Source organism: Sphingomicrobium nitratireducens (genome assembly GCF_026157035.1).
Lineage (GTDB): Bacteria > Pseudomonadota > Alphaproteobacteria > Sphingomonadales > Sphingomonadaceae > Sphingomicrobium > Sphingomicrobium nitratireducens.
Genome location: NZ_JANJZA010000001.1, coordinates 1,852,321 through 1,870,309 on the forward strand (window position 1 = coordinate 1,852,321; position 17,989 = coordinate 1,870,309).

The following is a 17,989-nucleotide window of genomic DNA, read 5'->3' on the forward strand; positions in this document are numbered from 1 at the left end:
GACGTCGCCCCCTTCCGCGCCCGCCCGGGCATGGAGAAACTGCTCGCCGCGCTCGGCGAAGAGGACGGCGCGATCCGCTTCGTCGGCGGCGCGGTGCGCGACAGCCTGATGGGGATCGCGGTGGAGGATATCGACTGCGCCACGCTCCACGACCCGCACGAGGTCGTCCGCCGCCTCGAGGCCGCGGGCATTAAGGCGGTCCCGACCGGGATCGAGCACGGCACCATCACCGCCGTCTCGAACGGCACGGTGGTCGAGGTCACCACGCTGCGCGCCGACGTCTCGACCGACGGGCGCCGCGCCACGGTCGCCTTCTCCTCCGACTGGCAGGAGGACGCCGCGCGCCGCGACTTCACCATCAACGCACTCTACGCCGACCCCGCCACCGGCGAGATTTTCGACTTTTTCGGCGGCAAGGACGACCTTGAAGCCCGCCGCGTGCGTTTCATCGGCGAGCCGCTCCAGCGTATCGCCGAGGACCATCTACGCATCCTGCGCTTCTTCCGCTTCCACGCCCGGTTCGGCCAGGGCGCCCCGGACGCGGCGGGCCTTGCCGCCTGCACAAGGCGCGCCAACGATCTCATGGCGCTGTCGCGCGAACGTGTCGCCGACGAACTGCTGAAGCTCCTCCGCCTCCCCGACCCGCGCGAGACGGTCGCGCTGATGCACGACGGCGGCATCTTCGCCCCCGTCCTGCCCGAAATCACCGCGCAAGGCATCGAGCGCCTCGCTAGCCTGATCGATACCGAGCAGGCTGCCGGTCTCGAACCCGCCGCGATCCGCCGCCTCGCCGCGCTGTTGCCGCAGGACGAGAAGTCCGCCCGCGACGTCGCCGCGCGCCTGCGCCTCTCCAAGGCCCGGACCCAGCGTCTCGCCCGCGCCGCCGCGCCCTGCGCCATGCTCCCCCACGAACAGGCCTATCGCCAGTCGAAGGAGGCCGCGCTCGACCGCCTCGCCATCGAGGGCCGCGCCGACGCGATGGCCGACCTCGCCGACTGGGACGTCCCCGTCCTGCCCCTGAAAGGTGGCGACCTCATCGCGCGCGGCATCACGCAGGGTCCCGAAGTCGCCCGTACGCTGCGCGCGATCGAGACTGCGTGGATCGACGCCGGCTTCCCCACCGGCGAAGCGTTCGAGAAAATCGTCGCGAAAGCGCTCGCCTAGTCGAGGACCGGCGCGCCCGCAGTGAAGTGCAGTCCGGCCTCGTGCCCCAGCGCCCAGCGCACCTGCGCGGGCACGTCGCCCGCCTTGCCGACCCGAAGCACGACATGTTCGCCGATGATCGGCGTCCCGTCGGTGATCAGCCGGCAGCCTTCCTTGGAGATGTCGGTGACGGTCACCCGGCTCTCGACGCCCTCGCTGTCGACGAGGATGCCGCGCTGGTCGACCTCGATCCTGGTATCGCGCTTGATCTGCCCCGGTTCACGCATGCTCACCCCCCGTATCGCCGCGTTCGTTCCGCCTGCGATATAACCTAGATTAAGGAAAATCGCCGTGTCGTGCAACCGACATGCCCGTATTTGCTGATGCGGATACTTTATCTTTGGCAGGCAGGTGCTAGCCTAGGCGCTCCACGCGGGGGGTTCGATGGCGGATATTTTCCTTTCTTATGCAAGGCCCGACCAGCCGGTCGTCGAGGAACTCGCGGCCGCGCTCGAGCAAGCGGGCTTTTCGGTCTGGTGGGATCGCCAGCTGACCGGCGGCCACGACTTCTCCGACGATATCGAGCACGAGATCGAGGCCGCCCAAACCGTGCTCGTCGCCTGGTCCGAGCATTCGGTGAAAAGCCACTGGGTGCGCGACGAGGCCGCCTTCGGGCGCGACCATCACAAGCTGCTGCCGATCCAGATCGACGACAGCCTGCCCCCGATGGGATACCGCCAGCTCCACACGATCGACTATCGCGAGGGGAACCGCGGGGCCGGCCTCGCCGCGCTCGTCAGCGCGGTCTCGATGCGCCTCGACAGGGACGAGCCCCCCTCACCGCCGCCCGCGCCCGTCCCCGTAGCCCCCGCCAAGCGCCTGTCGAAGAAATGGCTTGCGGGCATCGCCGCAGCATTGCTCCTCGTTCTCGCGGGAGTCGCCGCGTTCCAGGGCGGCTACATCCCGGGCGCCCAGAGCGAGCAGGCGCAGTCCCTCAGCCTCGCCGTCACCCCCTTCACCTCGCCCGGCGATGAAGACCTCTCCACCGTCGGCGAACGTATGGCCGCGACCGTCGCCAGCCGCCTGTCCGACCTGCCCGGCCTGACGCTCGCTTCGACCAATTCGGTCAACGCCGCGGTCCGCGCGGGCGCCACCGCGCGCAAGCTAGGCACCGACATGGGCGTCACCCACGTCCTCGAGGGCCAACTGCTTCCCGTCGGCGACGACATGCTCCAGCTCGACCTCGCCCTGATCGACGCCGCCAGCGGCAAGCGGGTGTGGACCAAGACCATCGAGGAACGCCGCGCGCTTCCCGAAGAACTGGCGCAGCAGTCCGCACAGGCCGCCGGCATCGCGCTCCAGATCCGCCAGGGCGTCGGCTTCGGCGGCTCCCCGCTGCCTGCCGACATCCCGGCCAAGGCGCGCGACCCCTATCTTTCCGGAATGGCGAGGCTTGCCGAGCGAAGCGATCTGGAATCGCGCGCCGCCGCCTATCGCGACTTCGTGCGCGCGGCCGAACTCGCCCCCGACTTTGCCCCCGCTCATGCCGGCGCCGCCTACATCCTCTCGCTCTCGGATTCCGACACGTTCGGCTTCGACGACGAGCGACGCAAGAGTGCCTTTCACGAGCATCTCGACCGCGCGCTCGAACTCGACCCCGACAATATCATGGCACGCGCCGCCGCCTCACAGGGCGCGGCGCGGATCGATTACGACTTTGCGAAATCCGTCGAGATTGGCGAGGCATTATTGGCCGACGCGCCCGACGACGGTCTGGTCAACTACAAGATGTTCCAGATCGCACAGGTCCGGGGCGATCTCGCCAGTAGCCGCGCCTATATCGAGCGCGCCGTTGCCCGCGATCCGCTCAACCCCCTCTTGAGAACGGCACGGGCCAACGTACTCATGGAAACGGGCAATCTGGAGCTGCTCGGCGCAGTGATCCGCGAATGCGACATGTGCCGCACCAACAACCAGTTCAGGCTCATCTCCATTCTTGCCCACGGCTCGCAGGACAATATCGACAGGAGTTGGGACAAGCTCGATACTTATTTCAGGAGGGACGGCACCCCTCCCGAAATCCTTGCGCAAGCGCGCAGTGCGCTGGAGGCCTATGTCGCCAACCGCAAGCAACCGCTGCCCCCGTTCATGGACCGGCAGAACAACGCGAACAAGGTGGTCTTCCAGTCGAGGCTGGTGGGGATCGACGCCGCGCTGGACACGCTTGCCGAGGTCGTCGAGGCGAACCCGGACGAGCTGACGATGCTGCTGACCGACATGCGCACCGCGTTCCCGCCCGAAGCGCGCGCCGATCCGCGCTACCACAAGATCCTCGAGGATCCGTGGATCGCGATGTTGGTCAACGCCCGCCGCGAGAACGGCGTCATGGGCGGACTTCCCCTCGCCCCCGAGGAAGTCGAGGCCGAAAAGGCCCGGCTCGCGAAGCTGCGCCGCTGATGGCCGACGTGTTCCTTTCCTATGCCAGGGGTGACCAGCCCCGCGCGGAAAAGATCGCGGCTGCCATCGAGCAGGCCGGGCGCAGCGTGTGGTGGGACCGCCACCTCGTCGGCGGCCACGAATTCTCGCGCGACATCGAAAGCGCACTCGCCGATGCGCGCCATGTCCTCGTCCTGTGGTCGAAGGAGGCGGTGCAATCGCGCTGGGTCCGCGACGAAGCCAGCGAAGGTGCCGAACGCGCCAGCCTCGTCAGCGCGACCATCGACGGCACCCTGCCTCCCTTGGGTTTTCGACAGTTCCACACGGTCGACCTGTCGGGCTGGACAGACGGCGACCCGCTCCCCGACGGGCTCGCGGTCGCGCTCGGCCTGATCGACAACGAGGCGGCGCACCCGCACGCCGAGCCGGCGCCCGCCACCCGCTCCAAACGCCCGCTTGCCTGGGCAGTCGGCGCGCTTGCCGGCCTCGCCGCAATCGGCGGCATCACCTATGTCGCCGCCCCCGGCCTGTTCGGCGGCGCCAGCGCAAGGGCGGACGGCGCACGCGTCGCCATTCTGCCCTTCGCGGTCGCGGGCGACGAGGCGCAAGCCTATCTCGGCCGCGGCGTCGCCGCCGCGATCGTCGACGGGTTGGCCGGGCTCGAGGGCCTGTCGATGCCGACGACCACGTCGACCTTCGCGATTGCGTCGGAAGGGCTCACTGCCGCGGCCATGGCGGGCCGCCTCGACGTCGACCACCTCGTCGAAGGGGACGTCAGGATCATCGGGGACCAGGTCACGCTCACCGCGCGCCTCGTCGACCCGCAAGCCGACACACCGCTCTGGTCGAACAGCGTCTCAGGCGAACTCCACAAGCTCCCCACGCTCCAGCGCGAATTGACCGCCTCGCTTGCCGCCGCGCTCCAGGCCCGGCTCGGCGTGGGCAGTGGCGATTGGCGCGCGGCGAGCGACGAGGTCGATCCCGAAGCGTACGACTATTACCTGCGCGGCGTCGAACGGCTCCACAGCGCCTTCAACGCCAACGATTATGCCGAGGCCTACCGGCATTTCGCGCGCGCCCTCGAGCGACAGGAAGACTTCGCCGACGCCCATGCGCTCAAGGCGATGGCGATGCTGTGGACCGGTCCGCAAACCCTCTCTCTGTCCCCCGACGCCTTCCGCCGCGAGATGCGCGCTGCCACCGACCGCGCGCTCGAACTCGACCCCGACAATCGCCTTGGCCAGATCGCGCGCGCGGGTCTCCTCTACCGCGACGAGGGCCGCGTCTCCGAAGCGCTCGCCATCCTCCAGTCACTGGTCGACAAGGACCCGGACTTCGCCCTCGCCCAGGCCGAACTCGCCCGCGTCAAACTGGTCGCGGGCGATGCCGAGGGCGCCTTCGCCCATTTCCAGCGCGCAAGGCAGCTCGACCCCACCAACATCTATTTCCAGGTCGGCGGAGCCCATGCCCGCTATTTTACGGGCGATTACGACTTCGTCCGCCAGGAAGCCGCCGACTGCTCCTCCGATTGCACCACGATCCTGACAGCGTGGCTGGCCGCGATCGCCGCGCTGGCCAACGCTTCCGATGCGCGCCGCGATATCCCGGTGGTGCTCGAACGCCTACGCGAAGACCAGGGCGAAGCGCCCGACGCATTCTTCGCACGCTGGGAAAACCGACTGGAATCGATGACTCTGGGCGTGCCCAACACCGACCCCGACGGAACCTGTCGGCCCGGTTCCTACTACGCGGTCGCCTATTGCGCGCGGACCGTCTCGCCGGATCGCGCGCTCGACATGCTCGACGCGGTCGCGCAGAACGAGGCGCCGGACAATATCATCCGCATCCTCAACGACAGTCGAATGAGCCTGCCGGTCGAGGCCCGCGCCGACCCGCGCTACCACGATTTCGTCAAGCGCCACCCGGCCATCGCGCGAATCATCGACTATCGCCGCAAGAACGGCGTTCTTGCCGGCCTGCCGATCGCGCCCGATGAAATCGCGAAGGAAAAAGCCCGTCTCGCGGCGAAGGGTTTCTGACGCCTAGCGGCGCTTGTCGACGGCGACCGAGCGCTCGCGATAGTAGCGCAGCGCGTCCTCGGCGGGCAGCGGGCGCGCGAAGTGGTAGCCCTGGCCCGAGCCGCAGCCCAGCGCCGACAGGGTCGTTGCCAATTCCACGCTCTCGATCCCTTCGGCGGTAGTCGACATGCCGAGCGCCTCGGCAAGGCTCAGGATCGCGCGCACGATCGCCACGCTGTCCTGGTCCGACAGCATGTCGCGCACGAAGCTCTGGTCGATCTTGAGAACGTCGATCGGCAGTTTCTGGAGGTAGGCGAGGCTCGAATAGCCGGTGCCGAAATCGTCCATCGCCAGTGTCGTGTCGAGCGCCTTCAGTCCTTCGAACACGCGCGTCGCACGGCTCGGGTCCTGAACGATCGCGCTTTCGGTCAGCTCGAGCCGCAGCCGGTTGCCCGGAATGCGGTGCGCGCGCATCGCGTCCTCGACGCAGCCCGCGACGTCGTCGCGCGCGATCTGGATCGCCGACAGGTTGACCGCGACGTAGAAGGGCAGTTTCTCGCCCACCGCGCGGTCCCACTCGGCCATCGTCGCGGCCGCGCGGTCCATCGCCCAGCGACCGAGGTCGAGGATCAGCCCGCTCTCTTCGGCCACGGGGATGAATTCGCCCGGGCTGATCGGCCCGCGCTCCGCGTGCGTCCAGCGCGCCAGCGCCTCGTAACCCGCGACCGTGCCCGAGCGCAGGTTGATGAGCGGCTGGTAGTAGAGTTCGAGCTCGTCGCGATCGATCGCGCGCCGAAGCTCGGTCTCGATCGAGAAACGACGCCGCGCATCGGCGGCCTCGCCCGGCTCGTAGACGGTGGGCTTGCCGACCTGCTTGGCCTGCTTGACCGCGAACTGGGCGTTGCGGAAGAGTTCCTCGGCGTCCTGCTCGCCGTTCATCAGCGCGATGCCGATGGCGCAGTCGACCTTGATCTCGAGTTCGGACAATTTGAACGGCGTCGAGAGCAATTCCTGGATGCGGGCGGCCGCGGCCAGCGCGTCCTGCACCCCGCGCTTGAGCGCCACGAGGATGCCGAACTCGTTGCCGCCCGTGCGGGCCAGCGTGTCGCCGGCACGCAGCGCGCTCATCAGGCGACGCGCGAAGGTGATCAGCAGTTCGTCGCCCGCAAGGCTGCCCATGCTCTCGTTGATGCGCGAGAAGCGCAGCACGTCGATCACCAGCACCGCGTGGTCGACCGAACGCGTCGGCATCTCGCCAAATTTCTCGATCGTCTCGGTGAAGGCGAGACGGTTGGGCAGGCCGGTCAGGCTGTCGCGCAGCATCTCGGCGCGCAGGTTGCGCTCGGCCTGCACCTCGACTGTCTTGTCGACGAGGCTGAGGAGGCAGCACGGCGTCCCGTCTTCCTGGGCATGGAGCGGGGCGAGCTTCAGCGTGAAGTGGCGGCTGCCGATCCCCTCGCCGTCCTGCAGCGCCAGTTCGCTCTTGGCGCCCGCCGGATCGGCGAGGAAGGCGCGCACGAAATCGCCCACCGGTCCCTCGCCATGGCTGTCCATCGCGTCCTTGGCAGGCGCCGCCGCGCCCGGCCCGCTGATCGCCTCGGCAAAGCGCGAGTTGAACGCGTAGACCCACAGTTTCTCGCCCTTTAGCCCGACCACCGTCGCCGCGATCGGCAACGCGTCGAGCAGCGCCTGATCGGACTGACGCTCGCGCGCGGGAAGCGCACGGGAATTCGTCTCCGGCACGTGGTGAGCGACAGCCTGCATGAGGCCGACTTAAACGAAAGGGGTTAACGCCCCGTTGTCGCCGTCCTTAACCTGGATCAATCGTCGTCGGACTTCTCGACCGGCGGCTCGAAGCGGTTCGACTGCGGAAAGCCCATCGGCGCCATCCGCCCGGCCGCCCCGCGCGCCACCTTCCAAGGCGACACGTCGCTCTCGGTGCGGTTGCGCTTGCCCCCGCCCATCGCCCAGCTCAGCCCGTCCTCGAGCCGGAACGCGATCGCATCGGAGAGGCCCCCGTCGCGGTAGCGCTGCAGCTGCACCCCGGCCCCGCGCCCCATCTCCTTCAATTCGTCGAGCCTAAACACCAGGAGCTTGCGGTTCTCGCCCACCACCGCCACCGCGTCCGCGCCTTCGGGCACGGGCTTGAGCAGGTGCAATTTGTGCGGCGCCTTCAAGTTCATCAGCTGCTTGCCCTTGCGCGTCTCGGCGATCACCTGCTCGCCCCGCGTCAGGAAGCCGCGCCCGTCCGACGCCGCGGTCAGCAGCTGCATCTGCGCGCTCACCGGGAACATCGCGACAATCTCGACCTCCGCCTCGAGGTCGATCAGGAGCCGCACCGGCTCGCCGAACCCGCGCGCGCCCGGCAGCTTGTCGCCCCCCAGCGTGTAGACCCGCCCGTCCTCCGCCGCGACCAGCAGCTTGTCGGTCGTGTAGGCGTGGAAGTGGAGGAACGCCTCGTCGCCCTCGCGAAACTTCATCTCGGGGATCGCGGCCAGCTCGCCATGCCCCTTCATCGCCCGGATCCAGCCCTTCCTCGACAGGATCACCGTAATCGGCTCCTTCTCGATCATCTGGCTCCAGTCGAGGTCGCGCGGCGCCTCCTGCTCCTCGACCAGCGTACGCCGGGGATCGTCGGCATAGTCCTTCGCCAGCGCGCGCAAATCGGCCTTCAGCCTTTTCTTCTGCAGCCCCTCGTCGTCGACCAGCGCCTGCAGCCCCGCCCGCTCGAGCACCAGCGCGTCGCGCTCCTTGCCGAGCTCCATTTCCTCGAGCTTCCTCAAGCTGCGCAGCCGCATGTTGAGGATCGCCTCGGCCTGCCGGTCGGTCAGTTCGAACTCCGCGATCATCACCTGCTTGGGCTCGTCCTCGGTGCGGATGATCTCGATCACCCGGTCGAGGTTGAGGAACGCCTTCAAAAACCCCTCGACCAGCTCGAGCCGGTCGTCGATCTTTCCAATCCGGTGGACCGAGCGGTTGACCAGCACCTCGATCTGGAAGCGGATCCAGCTGAGCAGCGCTTCCTTCAGGCTCATCACGCCCGGCGTCCGCCCGTTCTCGAGCACGTTCAGGTTGAGCGAGAAGCGGCTCTCGAGGTCGGTCAGCTTGAACAGGCTCTCGAGCAGCAGTCCCTCGTCGACCGTCCGGCTCCTCGGCTCGAGCACGATGCGGATATCCTCCGCGCTCTCGTCGCGCACGTCGGCGAGGATCGGCAGCTTCTTGCTCGCGATGAGGTCGGCGATCTGCTCGATCAACTTGCCCTTGGCCACGCCATAGGGGATCTCGGAGACGACGAGGTGCCAGCCCCCGCCTTTCTCCTTCACCGTCTCGATCTTGGCGCGGATGCGGAAAGACCCCCGCCCCGTCACATAGGCCTTCTCGATCGTCTTGGGATCGTCGACCAGCACGCCGCCCGTGGGAAAGTCCGGCCCCTTCACGTAATTCATGATCGTCGCGTCGAGCGCGCTCGGCGTATCGACCAGGTGCACCGCGGCCGCGACCAGCTCGCCCACATTGTGCGGCGGGATCGAGGTCGCCATCCCCACCGCGATCCCCGCCGCCCCGTTGGCGAGCAGGTTGGGAAACAGCCCGGGAAACACCTCGGGCTCCTCTTCCTCGCCATTATAGGTCGCGCGGAACGGCACCGTTCCCTCGTCGAGCCCGTCCATCAACCGCATCGCGGTCTTGGTCAGCCGCGCCTCGGTATAGCGGTAGGCGGCCGCATTATCCCCGTCGATATTGCCGAAATTCCCCTGCCCCTCGACCAGCGGGTAGCGCAGCGAGAAATCCTGCGCCAACCGCACCATCGCGTCATAGACCGAGGCATCGCCGTGCGGGTGATACTTGCCGATCACGTCGCCCACCACGCGCGCGGATTTCTTGTACGCCCCCGCCGGGTTCAGCTTGAGCAGCCGCATCGCCCACAAGAGGCGGCGGTGGACGGGTTTGAGGCCGTCTCTGACGTCCGGAAGCGAGCGGGCGGTAATCGTCGAGAGGGCGTAGACCAGGTAGCGGTCGGAAAGCGCGGCGGAGAAGGGTTCGTCGATGATGGCGGTGTCGGATTCGGTCATGGCTTATGGGTAGCGACAGACCCCCAATGTGTCATGCGCTTGAATCGGATATTTCAGTCCGTTGCTTCCAACGAAAGAACGTGATTTGCAATCACCTCTGCACTTGGCATCGGTCGCAATCGTAATTCCTCGATGTCAGCCTGCTTTTCCAACGCGTCCAAAGCCTCATTGACCCGATCTCGACCGCCTTCATCCAACTCCGGGTCGTCTTTCTTCGGCACTTGAACAAGTAATTCATGTACACGACGAGAGAAGGTCCTTTTCTCCTGATCTCGCTCGATCGCTAAGTCCCAAAGCTTTCGCTTGATTGCGTTGGAAGAATGCCCTGTAAATTTCGGCTTCAAAAGTCCGAAGTTCGCTACCACTCGCGAGCCTGCAAAATCGATTCTCACGTCATGGCTCTTCTTCCTAGGCGTACCTCTCAAACCTCTGGCGAAACACGTCTCCAACCCTTGTCGCTCACGCGTGACAAGCTCAAATACCAGATGACCTAGGTCGCGATGGGAACTGGGTTCTCGATGGGAAGCATATGCTACAGGCGCCTCAAAATAGCGCTCTGTCATCACCGCCAAAAAATCTTTCTTGTAGAGTGAGGAAGTCTGACTCAGCCAATTAATTGCTATGTCCGCAACCGTGCGCCCCTCGCCCCTCCGAACATCTCCTATGGTGACCCCGTTCAGTGGCGCTTCGGATGAAAGAACACTTTGGAAATTCCGATCAAGCTCGCTCTGAAAGTGAGTTCGGACTAACTCGAGCGCGTACTTAATAGCGCCGAAATCCTGACCATACAGGCACTCCAAACGCTCGAAAGCATTCACGAATTCTAGATGTGCACCTTCCGCTGAAACGGCCAAAACTCCGACCACAAGCCTCTCACCCGATCCACGAATAGGCTGGTAGTAGATAGGTGCCCAATCGGCTTGGGCAAAATGGTCGGACCGTGGAAAATCTAAGGTCATAACATCCTCACACGAGGCTTCCGGCACCCAAAGATGCCTTTGAACACTTTGATACGTGCATTTGTCGTTTATTCAGAAAACCTTCTGCCGCGTCCCGATCAGTCTCGGTTAGCAGATTCTCAATCTGTGATGCGCTTCGACAGGAGCCGACCCTCACGGACAAAATTTCGGCAACGAAAGCATCAATTTCCTTGCACTTCTTTTCGCGTTCGGCGTCATCCAACTCTGCCTTGAGCATTGCAGCAATTTTATTCCGGTATACCTTATCTTCGACCAAATCTGATGGTGTCCACTTATTGCCAGTTAGACAGTGACCGTGGTCAATAAGCCAGAATTCGTCGCTTCCACCGACAAGCAAATTTCCGCCATGGCGATCGATGTTTGCCACCCAAGTGTCAAAAGCAACTGTCGCGCTAATCCCTTTCCAAGCTCGCAAGTCACCGAGTAGCTTTTCTTTTGCCTCATCATTTGCCTCTTCGATCTGAAAAGCGACGTTCGGGACTTTCACATCGGCACTGGCGAAGCACAGCCGTCCTTCGCCAGATATGGGCCCGTTCTTCAAGTTTAGGCGGTCCGTTGGCGCATAAGCGAGAAATGCAGCGGGCACAGGAAGCTCTAGGGGCTCTGCGAGAGACGCGACAAACAATTCGTTCAACAGCTGACGCTCATCAAGATCTTTGATGATCGCCTGAACCGTCTCCCCCTCAGAAAGAAGTATTTGGCCTCTATAGGTATCATTATAGGTCTTTTGTGTCAGTGGTTCCGCCCCAGCTAACACGGTCGCTAATTTTACCACCCTCAGCCCCTCTACTTACTCGGCCGAGACTACCTAGATAAATATAGATCAAAGTACAACTTGAAAGCGTTAAACGCACAACTTTAGAAAGCTGGGTCAGGGCGGCCTGACCCCGTCGGACGGGCTGGCCCTTGGGCCACCCGCCGGCCGAGCGGATTTCGGCTCTACGCCTAGCTCACGATTGCTCGCGCAATCGCTTCGCTACGCTCGGCGAAATTGCTGTCCTACAGCCAACCAAATAGGTTAGGAGACGGCATGGGCGCGCCTTCTTCTTCTGCCGACGATGTGTCCTATCTCGTCGCGCTCGGGCGGCGCGACGGGTTTACGCCCAGGAAACGCGCGCGGTTTCTCGATCGGCTGGCGTGCGGGGCGGTGGTGTCGGCGGCGGCGCGCTATGCCGGGATTTCGCCCGGGGCCGCCTACCGGCTGCGCGCGCGCTGCTACCTCTTTTCCGCCGCCTGGGACGCCGCGATCGAGCTGGCCCGCGCCCCGCTCGCCGACGCGCTCTACGAACGCGCCGTGCTCGGCGTCACCTCGACCTATTTCCGCGACGAGAATACGGGCGAAATCCACCGCCACGCCCACGACAATCGCCTCGCCTTCGCCGTCCTCACCCGCCTCGATGCCCACGCCCGCGCCGCGCGCCACGCGCTGCGGCAAGAGGACGGCGCCGACGAGGAGGTCGAGATCGCGGACAATATCCGCGCCCACTGGGACGCCTTCCTCCTCGCCCTCGACCGCGCCGACGAGGACGCCCTCATGGCAATCGCCGAAGGCCACTCGCCGCCCGCCCCAGAGGACGGGGACGAGGACGAGGACGGGGACGCCGCCCCCCTCTTCTACGCCCCCAAAGACGACGGCGACGACGCTCCGCAAGCGGCAGGGGACCACCCCCCGACCCACCGTGGACTTTCTGCACTTCGCGAGGGGAAATCCTCCTACGCCCCGCCCCGGCAAGACGCGCCGTGAGCGACTTCTCGCGCACAAGCGAATTGAACCCGCGCGCTGCCCGCCCTATAGCCCGCGCTCAACCTTACGAGCGGGAACCCCATGGCACGGCGCAGGCAGATTTACGAAGGCAAGGCGAAGATCCTCTACGAGGGTCCCGAGCCCGGCACGCTGATCCAGTATTTCAAGGACGACGCGACCGCCTTCAACGCGCAGAAGAAGGGCCAGATCGCCGGCAAGGGGGTGCTCAACAACCGTATTTCAGAGCACATCTTTTCCTCGCTGGCGGGCATCGGGGTCCCGACCCACTTCATCCGCCGCCTCAACATGCGCGAGCAATTGATCCGCCAGGTCGAGATCGTGCCGATCGAGGTGGTCGTGCGCAACGTCGCCGCGGGCTCGCTCTCCAAGCGGCTCGGCATCGAGGAAGGCACCCAGCTCCCGCGCACCATCATCGAATATTACTACAAGGACGACGCGCTCGGCGATCCGCTGGTCGCCGATGAACATATCGCCTGCTTCGGTTGGGCGAGCCAGGACGAGATGAACGACATCGCCGACATGGCGATCCGCATCAACGACTTCATGTGCGGCATGTTCTCCGCGATCGGCATCCGCCTCGTCGACTTCAAGCTCGAGTTCGGCCGCCTCTACGACAACGACTATTCGCGCATCATCCTCGCCGACGAGATTTCCCCCGACGGCTGCCGCCTGTGGGACATGCGGTCGAACGAGAAGCTCGACAAGGACCGCTTCCGCCAGGACCTCGGCGGCGAAGCGGAAGCCTATCAGGAAGTCGCGCGCCGCCTCGGCCTGCTCCAGCGCGAAGGCGAGGATGCGGGCGCGGTGCTCGACCTCGACGCGCACCGCAACAAGAGGAAGTGAGCGTCAGGCGCACCCGCGTCGTCACCCTGAACGCGGCGCTCGGTCCGCTCGACTATCGCCTGCCCGACGGCATCGAGGTCGCCCCCGGTGACCTCCTCCAGGTCCCGCTGGGTCCCCGTCAACTGGTCGGCGTCGCGTGGGAACCCGACCGCCTCCCCACCGAGGAAGTCGGCGACAACCGCCTCCGCCCGATCCTCGCCAAGCTCGACGTCGCGCCCGTCCCCGAACCCCTCCGCCGCCTCGCCGAATGGACCGCGGACTATTACCTCTCCCCCCTCGCCAGCGTCCTGCGCATGGTGCTCCCCAACGCCGCCTTCGCCTCGCCCCGCCAGCTCGTCGAATACCGCCTCACCGGCACCGCGCCCGCGCGTCTCACCCCCCAGCGCCAACGCGCGCTCGAAACGCTCGAAGGCCGGCAGGGCAGCGTGCGCGAACTCGCCGCCCACGCCGAAGTCTCCGACGCCGTCATCCGCGGTCTCGTCAACGTCGGCGCGCTCGAGCCGGTGGAGATCGACGCCGACGCCCCCTTCCCCCTCCCCGACCCCGACTACGCCCCGCCCACGCTGAGCGAGGAGCAGGCAGCCGCCGCCTCCCGCCTCTCGGGCGCGATCGGCCAGGGCTTCGCGCCGATCCTCCTCGACGGCGTCACCGGCTCGGGCAAGACCGAGGTCTACTTCGACGCGATCGCCACCGCGCTCGGCGCAGGCCGGCAGGTGCTCGTCCTCCTGCCCGAGATCGCGCTGACCGAACCCTTCCTCACCCGCTTCACCCGCCGCTTCGGCTGCGAGCCCGTGGCCTGGCATTCGGATTTGCGCGCTTCCGAGCGCCGCCGTGCCTGGCGCGCGATCGCCAGCGGGGAGGCGAAAGTGGTCGTCGGCGCCCGCTCAAGCCTGTTCTTGCCGTATCGAGACCTCGGTCTGATCGTCGTCGACGAAGCCCACGAGACCAGCTTCAAGCAGGAAGACGGGGTCCAGTATCACGCCCGCGATGTCGCGGTGATGCGCGGACACTTCGAGCAGATCCCCGTGATCCTTGCCTCCGCCACGCCTGCCATCGAGACGCGCCACATGGTCGAGGTCGGGCGTTACGAGGAAGTCAGGCTCACCGAGCGCCACGCCGATGCAGCGCTGCCCGAGATCGCCGCGATCGACCTGACGCAGGACCCGCCCGAACGCGGCAGCTGGCTAGCACCGAAACTCGTCGACGAGCTTGCCGCAAATCTCGAGGCGGGCGAGCAGTCGCTGCTCTTTCTCAACCGCCGCGGCTTCGCGCCGCTCACGCTGTGCCGCCACTGCGGCTACCGCTTCCAGTGCCCCAACTGCACCGCCTGGATGGTCGAGCACCGGCTGATGCACCGCCTCGCCTGCCACCATTGCGGCCACGTCATGCCGCCGCCCGACGAGTGCCCCGAATGCGGCGAGGAAGACAGCCTCGTCGCCTGCGGTCCGGGGGTCGAGCGGATCGCCGACGAGGTCGCAGCGCGCTTTCCCGAGGCACGCACCGCGATCGTCACCTCGGACACGCTGTGGAGTCCCGCCCGCGCCGCCGAATTCGTCCGCGCCATGGAGGCGCGCGAAATCGACATCGTCGTTGGCACCCAGCTGGTCACCAAGGGCTATCACTTCCCCGACCTGACACTGGTCGGGGTGGTCGATGCAGATCTCGGGCTCCAGGGGGGTGACTTGCGCGCGGCAGAGCGCAGCTTCCAGCAGATCGCGCAGGTCGCGGGGCGCGCGGGGCGCGGCGACAAGCCGGGGCGCGTGCTGGTCCAGACCCACGATCCCGATGCACCGGTCATCGCGGCGCTCGTCTCGGGTGACGGGCCGGGCTTTTACGCCGCCGAGACCGACGCGCGACGGGACGCCGCCATGCCCCCCTTCGGCAGGCTCGCCGCCATCATCGTTTCCGCAGAGGACGAAAAGGAAGCCGAAAGCGTCGCCGCCCGGATCGGTCGCGCGCGGCCCGAGGTCGAGGGAATGGCGGTCTACGGTCCGGCCCCGGCCCCGCTCGCCATGCTGCGCGGGCGCCATCGCCAACGCATTCTCGTGCACGCCGAACGCAAGCTCGACGTGCAGGACGTGATCCGCGACTGGCTAGGCGGGGTCGAGTGGCCCGGACGCGTTCGCGTCGCGGTCGACGTCGACCCCTACAGTTTCGTCTGAAGCGAGTGCGCGCGCACGGCGGCGGCGGACCCACCAGGGCTGCATGACCTCGCCCTTGCGGACCGCCTTCATCAGCAACCACAGGCCCGCCGCAGTCGCGAGCACCAGCGCGATCAGCGAGGCCTCCAGCCCGAATGCACCGCCCGAGAGGAGTTCGGGGCCGCTCATCTTCGCCGTCACCAGCCCTTCGACGTCATGGCCGGAGACGGGCACGTCGAAGACGAAGCCTTGCGTCACGTTCCAGCCGAAATGGATACCAATCGCGAGCCATAGCGATCTCGTCAGCATGTAGGCCGCACCGAGCAGCAGTCCCGCCTCTACTGCAATCGCGATCGAGGAGAACGTGGTGGCGTTGTCGTTCATCTGGTGCGCGAAACCGAACAGGAGGGCGGTAATCGCAAGGGCCGCCCAGCTGCCGAGAAATTCCTCGATCCAGCGGAACAGGATGCCGCGGAAGACGAGTTCCTCCATGAAACCCGCGATCAGCCCGCCGCCCGCCAGGATGTAGACGAAGCCGTCGAAACCGCCCTCGCCGATAATGTTGTAGACGTCGAACAGCGCCGCGACGCCGACGATCGCGGACATCAGCAGGAACGAGCCGCCCACCCCGAGGCCGAGATCGCGCAAGGCATGTTCGCTCCGCAGGTCGTCGCGCTTGATCTCGCCGAGATGGCGGATGACCAGCTTGTAGGCCGCATAGCCGAGCCCGATGACGATGAAGGCGCCGACGAGGAGATCGTAAGGCGCAGGCACCGCGGACTGCACATAAGGGCCGATCCGGCCGGTCACGAAGGACAGCGCCAGCATGATCGCCAGCGCGATCAGCATCGCGACCAGTGGAAAATCGACGATCTTTCGCCACATCGGCTTGGTTGCGACGACGTCTGCCATGGACTTGCCTCCCCCTCGGTATGACGGGAGCGTGCGACCAAGGCGGACGCGTTGCAAGCTAAAGGTCGAGGCGGGACTGGTCTTCGCTCACTCCTTCGGCGGCAAGCAGCCTAGCCTTTCGCTCCAGCCCGTAGGCGTAGCCGCCGAGACTGCCGTCCGAGCGTACGACGCGGTGGCAGGGAATGAGGACGGCGACGTTGTTGGCCCCGTTCGCGCTCCCGGCCGCGCGCACCGCGCCGGGCTTTCCGACGGCAGCCGCGATATCGGCGTAACTGCGCGTCTCGCCCGGCGGGATGCGGCGGAGCTCCTGCCACACGGCTTCCTGGAACGCGGTGCCCGCGACATCGAGCGGCAGGTCGGGCATGGCAAGCGGGGCGTCGACCGCCGCCAGTGCGCCCTCGACCCAGGCCCTGATGGTGCCATCGTCGGGCAGGATCCGGGCGTTAGGGAAGCGTGCGCGCAGGGCGTCCTCGTTCTCGTCGAAGCTCAAGCGGCAGATGCCCTTGGTCGTCGCCGCGACCAGCATCGGTCCTAGCACGCTGTCGGCGAGCGCGTAGCGGATGGTGACGCCCTCCCCGCCTTTCTTCCAGGCGGACGGCGCCATGCCGATGCGCTCGTCGGCATAGAAGCGGCTCGGGCTTTCGTAGCCGGCTTCGTAGACCGCGTCGGTCACGCGCGTTTCGGTGGCGAGCGCGACTTCGACGCGCTGGGCGCGGCGGCGGCGGGCATAGTCGGCGGGAGAGACGCCGAGCGCGCGCTTGAAGACGCGCTGGAGGTGACCGGGGGAATAGCCAGTCGCTTCGGCGAGTTCGGCGAGGCTGGAAGGCCCCGCGTCGAGGAGGCGGGCGGCCTTCGCCACGGCGGCTTCGTCGGGCGCGACATCGTCCGGATGGCAGCGCTTGCAGGGCCTCAGACCCGCCTCGCGGGCGCCGGCACCATTTTCGAAGAAGCGGACATTCTCGCGTTTGGGATGCCGCGCGGCGCAGGACGGTCGGCAATAGATGCCGGTGGTCAACACGCCGGTGACGAAGGCGCCGTCGGCGCGGCGGTCGCGGGCCAGCACGCGCTGCCAGCGTTCGTCGTCGGACAAGGTCATGAAATGGATCATGGCAGCAACTTCTAGCCGCGCCAATCTCGCGCGGCTTCCCGAAGCTTGCGGTCAATGTTTCACCTTGTGCGCGCCACCCTTCCGGCCCAGCGCCATCGCATGGCCGGACGCACGATACACGAAGGGCAACTCGACCGTGACGACGTGCGCGCATTGCTCGCGCAGCATCACGCCGAGATGCGCGCCGACAGCCCGCCCGAGGCCTGTCACGTAATGACGGCCGACGGACTTGGCGCCCCGTCCATCCTGTTCCTGGCGATGCGCGAGGAGAACGGCACGCTGGTCGCGGTCGGGGCCCTGCGCTCGCTCGGAGACGGGCACGGCGAAGTGAAGTCCATGCGCGTAGCGGATGCCGCCCGCGCCACCGGCGCCGGCAGGGCGATGCTGGAGGCCCTCCTCGAACGGGCACGCCGCGCAGGGATGACGCGCGTGTCGATGGAGACGGGCAACAGCCCGCTGTTCGCGGCGGCAAACCGGCTCTACGAACGCGCCGGTTTCGTGCGGTGCGGCCCGTTCGCGGGCTACAGCGACACCCCCTTCACCCATTTCTTCACGCGCGAAATCTGACGTCAA

General features: G+C 66.4%; 14 protein-coding genes. 7 read left to right on the top strand and 7 right to left on the bottom strand.

What is annotated here, in order from left to right; all coding sequences use genetic code 11:
• The first annotated feature begins 30 nt into the window (after nt 1-30).
• Nucleotides 31-1,164 (top strand): CCA tRNA nucleotidyltransferase, encoded by a 1,134-nt coding sequence (locus tag NNY25_RS09440; RefSeq protein WP_265571529.1) that lies wholly within the window; start codon nt 31-33, stop codon nt 1,162-1,164.
• On the opposite strand, the gene NNY25_RS09445 is transcribed toward NNY25_RS09440, so the two are convergent.
• On the bottom strand, nt 1,161-1,430 hold the full coding sequence (locus NNY25_RS09445) for a PilZ domain-containing protein (RefSeq protein ID WP_265571105.1): 270 nt from the start codon (nt 1,428-1,430) through the stop codon (nt 1,161-1,163). The two genes, NNY25_RS09440 and NNY25_RS09445, sit on opposite strands and share 4 nt — an antisense overlap.
• A 157-nt stretch (nt 1,431-1,587) precedes the next feature.
• On the opposite strand from NNY25_RS09445, the gene NNY25_RS09450 reads away from it, so the two are divergent.
• Both NNY25_RS09450 and NNY25_RS09455 read left to right on the top strand, forming a co-directional pair.
• Complete coding sequence (locus NNY25_RS09450; RefSeq protein WP_265571106.1) at nt 1,588-3,600, top strand: TIR domain-containing protein; 2,013 nt, start codon at nt 1,588-1,590, stop codon at nt 3,598-3,600.
• Nucleotides 3,600-5,618, top strand: coding sequence for a TIR domain-containing protein (locus NNY25_RS09455; protein WP_265571107.1), 2,019 nt, complete (start codon nt 3,600-3,602; stop codon nt 5,616-5,618). The genes NNY25_RS09450 and NNY25_RS09455 overlap by 1 nt, the downstream gene beginning before the upstream one ends.
• Nucleotides 5,619-5,621: 3 nt before the next feature.
• Here NNY25_RS09455 and NNY25_RS09460 read toward each other — a convergent pair whose 3' ends face one another.
• The 4 genes from NNY25_RS09460 to NNY25_RS09475 all read right to left on the bottom strand — a co-directional run bounded on the left by NNY25_RS09460 (nt 5,622) and on the right by NNY25_RS09475 (nt 11,422).
• A complete protein-coding gene (locus NNY25_RS09460) occupies nt 5,622-7,340 on the bottom strand; it encodes a putative bifunctional diguanylate cyclase/phosphodiesterase (protein WP_265571108.1) in 1,719 nt (572 codons plus the stop codon).
• A 77-nt stretch (nt 7,341-7,417) separates the two neighbouring features.
• On the bottom strand, nt 7,418-9,667 hold the full coding sequence (parC, locus tag NNY25_RS09465) for a DNA topoisomerase IV subunit A (protein WP_265571109.1): 2,250 nt from the start codon (nt 9,665-9,667) through the stop codon (nt 7,418-7,420).
• 53 nt (nt 9,668-9,720) lie between these two features.
• Entirely contained in the window at nt 9,721-10,626 is a 906-nt protein-coding gene (locus tag NNY25_RS09470; RefSeq protein ID WP_265571110.1) for a hypothetical protein, read from the bottom strand.
• A gap of 7 nt (nt 10,627-10,633) precedes the next feature.
• On the bottom strand, nt 10,634-11,422 hold the full coding sequence (locus NNY25_RS09475; RefSeq protein WP_265571111.1) for a HipA family kinase: 789 nt from the start codon (nt 11,420-11,422) through the stop codon (nt 10,634-10,636).
• A gap of 255 nt (nt 11,423-11,677) precedes the next feature.
• Between NNY25_RS09475 and NNY25_RS09480 the strand changes: the two genes are divergently transcribed.
• From NNY25_RS09480 to NNY25_RS09490, 3 genes are all read left to right on the top strand, one after another.
• Nucleotides 11,678-12,391, top strand: a complete 714-nt coding sequence (locus NNY25_RS09480) for a hypothetical protein (RefSeq protein ID WP_265571112.1) — start codon at nt 11,678-11,680, stop codon at nt 12,389-12,391.
• Nucleotides 12,392-12,472: 81 nt separating this feature from the next.
• Complete coding sequence (gene purC, locus NNY25_RS09485) at nt 12,473-13,255, top strand: phosphoribosylaminoimidazolesuccinocarboxamide synthase (protein ID WP_265571113.1); 783 nt, start codon at nt 12,473-12,475, stop codon at nt 13,253-13,255.
• The gene (locus NNY25_RS09490) at nt 13,252-15,417 is read left to right on the top strand and encodes a primosomal protein N' (protein WP_265571114.1); all 2,166 of its coding nucleotides are present in this window, start codon (nt 13,252-13,254) and stop codon (nt 15,415-15,417) included. Before purC ends, NNY25_RS09490 begins: the two co-directional genes overlap by 4 nt.
• Here the strand turns inward: NNY25_RS09490 and NNY25_RS09495 are convergent.
• Both NNY25_RS09495 and ada read right to left on the bottom strand, forming a co-directional pair.
• Nucleotides 15,349-16,308, bottom strand: a complete 960-nt coding sequence (locus tag NNY25_RS09495; protein ID WP_265571115.1) for a CPBP family intramembrane glutamic endopeptidase — start codon at nt 16,306-16,308, stop codon at nt 15,349-15,351. The genes NNY25_RS09490 and NNY25_RS09495 overlap by 69 nt on opposite strands.
• A 58-nt stretch (nt 16,309-16,366) precedes the next feature.
• A complete protein-coding gene (gene ada, locus NNY25_RS09500; RefSeq protein ID WP_265571116.1) occupies nt 16,367-17,416 on the bottom strand; it encodes a bifunctional DNA-binding transcriptional regulator/O6-methylguanine-DNA methyltransferase Ada in 1,050 nt (349 codons plus the stop codon).
• Between the two features lie 99 nt (nt 17,417-17,515).
• On the opposite strand from ada, the gene NNY25_RS09505 reads away from it, so the two are divergent.
• Nucleotides 17,516-17,983, top strand: coding sequence for a GNAT family N-acetyltransferase (locus tag NNY25_RS09505; RefSeq protein WP_265571117.1), 468 nt, complete (start codon nt 17,516-17,518; stop codon nt 17,981-17,983).
• Nucleotides 17,984-17,989: the final 6 nt, after the last annotated feature.